Annotated in this window: 1 protein-coding gene and 2 pseudogenes; 2 read left to right on the top strand and 1 reads right to left on the bottom strand. The window is 77.2% G+C overall.

Going from position 1 to position 3,398, the window contains the following annotated elements; translation table 11 throughout:
• Both DZF91_RS26400 and DZF91_RS26395 read left to right on the top strand, forming a co-directional pair.
• Positions 1-378: pseudogene (locus DZF91_RS26400) on the top strand (hypothetical protein); the annotation flags it as partial.
• A 3-nt stretch (positions 379-381) separates the two neighbouring features.
• A complete protein-coding gene (locus DZF91_RS26395; protein WP_235834581.1) occupies positions 382-1,749 on the top strand; it encodes a hypothetical protein in 1,368 nt (455 codons plus the stop codon).
• Here the strand turns inward: DZF91_RS26395 and DZF91_RS40415 are convergent.
• Positions 1,739-3,398 (bottom strand): annotated as a pseudogene (locus DZF91_RS40415) (hypothetical protein); the annotation flags it as partial. The gene DZF91_RS26395 and the pseudogene DZF91_RS40415 sit on opposite strands and share 11 nt — an antisense overlap.

The following is a 3,398-nucleotide window of genomic DNA, read 5'->3' as shown; positions in this document are numbered from 1 at the left end:
GGACCGTCCGGCTCGCCCGGCGCGACGGCGTCCGGCGCGCCAGCCGGCGGGGCCTCGCCGGGCAACGGACCCTCGGTCGGAGGACCCACGGGCGGGGCGGGGAGCGCGCCCGCCGGGGTGACCGAGGTGCGCGTGTCGGTGGTGAAGGGACGGGTGGTGACGGCGTCCCGGCGGGTGAAGGTGCGACGCGGCGCGACGGTGCTGATCACGGTGACCAGCGACGTCGCCGAGGAGTTCCACCTGCACGGCTATGACCGGGAGCTGGAGTTGGCCGCGGGGCGCCCGGCGATGCTGCGGCTGGTCGCCTCGGTGCCGGGGGTGTTCGAGGCGGAGCTGCACCCTTCGGGCACGCGGGTGTTCGAGCTGCAGGTGGGGTGAGTGATGCGCGCGTTGACCGGTGCGGCGCTCGGCGCGTCCGGTGGCGGAAGGCGGGTGCCGGACGGCGCGGGGGTGCTCGCGCACGGGCTGGGCGGCCGGACGGATCTGCCGCTGGACGGTGTGACGGCGATCGCGGGCGGCGGCGCGGCGGTCGCGGTGACGTTCCTGGCGTTGACGGTGGCGTGGACGCGCCCGCGGCTGCGTCCGGACGCGGGCCGTCCGCTGCCGGAGGGCCTGGCCCGGCTGCTGGACGCCCCGGGGCTGACGTCGGCGTGCCGCTGGGTGGTGCTGGCGCTGTCGGCGGCGGTGGTGGGGGTGGCGTTCGCGGGGCCGTCCTCGGACGCGCGGAACCTGGCGCCGTGGGCGTTGTTCGTGACGTTCTGGGTGGGGCTGGTGCCGGCCAGTGTGCTGTGCGGGCCGGTGTGGCGGCGGGTGAACCCGCTGCGGACGCTGCACGCGGCGGTGTGCCGGGTCGCGCGGGTCGCTCCGTCCGGGGTGCGGGCGGTGCCGAAGCGGCTGGGGTGGTGGCCGGCGGCGTGCTGGCTGCTGGGGTTCGTGTGGCTGGAGCTGGTCGCGCCGGGGCGCAGCGATCCGCGTCTGGTGGGAGGGCTGCTGGCGGGGTACGCGGCGGTGAACGTCGGGGCGGCGGTGTGGTTCGGGCGGGACTGGTTCGCGCGGGGCGACGGGTTCGAGGCGTACTCGTCGCTGCTGGCGCGGATGTGTCCGGTGGGGCGGCGTCCGGACGGGGTCCTGGTGTGGCGGACGCCGCTGACGGGCCTGGTGGGGACCGGCGGGGAGCCGGGGCTGGCGGCGACGGCGTGCGTGCTGATCGGCTCGACGGGGTTCGACGGCGTGACGCGGACGACGTACTGGCGCGACAGCGTGGACCCGTCGGACGTCCCGGCGGGCACGGCGGGGCTGCTGGTGTCGGTGGGCGCGGTCGCGGTGCTGTACCTGGCGGCGATGGGGGCCGGGGCCCGGTGGTCGGGGCAGGACCCGCGCGAGTGGACGGGCCGGTTCGCCGGGTCGCTGCTGCCGATCGCCCTGGGGTACACGGTCGCGCACTACTTCTCGTTCCTGCTGCTGGAGGGGCAGACGACGGTGATCCTGGCGAGTGACCCGCTCGGGCGGGGCTGGAACCTGCTCGGCTCGACGGGGAACGTGGTCGACTACGGGCTCCTGTCCCCGGCGGTGATCGCGATGGTGCAGGTGAACGCGGTCGTGCTGGGGCACCTGGCGGGGACGGCCGTCGCGCACGACCTGGCGTTGCGGACCGTCCCGCCGCGGCGGCGCCTGGCGGGGCAGGCGCCGCTGGCGGCGGTGATGGTGTGCCTGACGTGCGCGGGCCTGTTCGCGCTGCTCAGCGGCTGACGGACGGCCCGCGCCCGGCGTCCGCCCCGGCCGGGTGGCCGATGGCGCGGCGCAGGTGCGGCGCGGTGGGTGAGGCGGGGTCGTGGAGCAGTGCGGCGGGCGGGCCGGTGAAGGTGACGCGTCCGCCGCGGGTGCCGCCGCCGGGGCCGATCTCGATGATGTGGTCGGCGTGGGCGATGACGTCGAGGTCGTGCTCGACGGCGATGACGGTGCCGCCGTCGTCGACGATCCGGTCGAGCAGGGCGATGAGGGCGGCGACGTCGTCGCGGTGGAGCCCGGCGGTCGGCTCGTCCAGGACGTAGAGTCCGCCGCCCGGCCCGTCGGGGCCACCCGCTCCGCCCGGCCTGTGGGGGGCGCGGCCGTCGCGGTCGCCGCGGGGGCGGCCGGAGGCGGTGGTGCGGTGCAGGTGGTCGGCGAGTTTGAGGCGTTGGCGTTCGCCGCCGGACAGGGTGGTGAGGGGCTGGCCGAGGGTGAGGTAGCCCAGGCCGGTGCGCTCCAGGGCGGTCAGCCGGGCGTGGATGCCGGGTTCGGGGAACACCTCGGCGGCGCGGGCGGCGGTCATGGCCATGACCTGGGCGATGGTGTGGCCGCGCAGCGGGTACCAGTCGGTCTCGGGGCGGTAGCGGGTGCCGTGGCAGGTGCGGCAGACGGTGGTGACGGGGTCGAGGAACGCCAGGTCGGTGGTGATGGTCCCGGCGCCGTCGCAGTCGGGGCACGCGCCGGTGGAGTTGTGGCTGAACCAGCCGGGGTCGACGTCGTGGGCGGCGGCGAACAGGCGGCGCAGCGGGTCCAGCAGGCCGAGGTAGGTGGCGGGGCTGGAGCGGCGGGAGGCGCTGATGGGCGACTGGTCGACGACGACGGCGGCGGGGTGGGCGGCGGGCAGCAGCCGCGCGGCCAGGGTGGTCTTGCCCGCTCCGGCGACGCCGGTGACGCAGGTGAGCACGCCGGTGGGGAACCGGACGGTCGCCGGGTGCAGGTTGTGCGCGGCGGGTGAGGCCGGTACGGCGGGTGAGGCCGGTACGGCGGGTGAGGCCGTCCCGCTGGATTCACCCGCCGGGACGGCCTCGTCCGGTGCGGGGATGTGGACGGTGAGGCGGCCGGTGGGGCGGCGGGGCCGGGTGTTGAGCCGGACGGGCCGGGTGAGGGCGCCGGCGGTGGGCGTCCGGGCGGCGCGCAGGGCGGGGACGTCGCCGGTGAACAGCAGCCGTCCGCCCCGGGTGCCGGCGCCGGGCCCGAGTTCGATCACGTGGTCGGCGGCGGCGATGACGGCCGGGTCGTGGTCGACGACGATGACGGTGTTGCCGCGGTCGCGCAGCCGGCGCAGCAGGCCGGTGAGGCGGTCCACGTCCGCGGCGTGCAGGCCGGTGCTGGGCTCGTCGAACAGGTACGTCAGCCCGGTCAGGGTGGACCCGAGGTACCGGACGATCTTGACGCGGCGGGCCTCGCCGCCCGACAGGGTGCGGGTGGGGCGGTCGAGGGTGAGGTAGCCCAGGCCCGCGTCGGCCAGGCGGCGCAGCCGGGTCAGGGCGTGCTCGGTGATCGCGGCGGCGACCGGGCCGGCGCCCGCGGCGATGCCGTCCAGGACGCCGGCGAGGCCGGTGACCTCGACGCGGGTCAGCTCGGGCAGGGAGTGCCCGGCCAGGCGGGCG

The sequence above is a fragment of the Actinomadura logoneensis genome, from assembly GCF_003428695.1.
Taxonomy (GTDB): domain Bacteria; phylum Actinomycetota; class Actinomycetes; order Streptosporangiales; family Streptosporangiaceae; genus Spirillospora; species Spirillospora logoneensis.
Note: the sequence above shows the minus strand (reverse complement) of the source record. Positions and strands in the feature narration are given on the sequence as shown.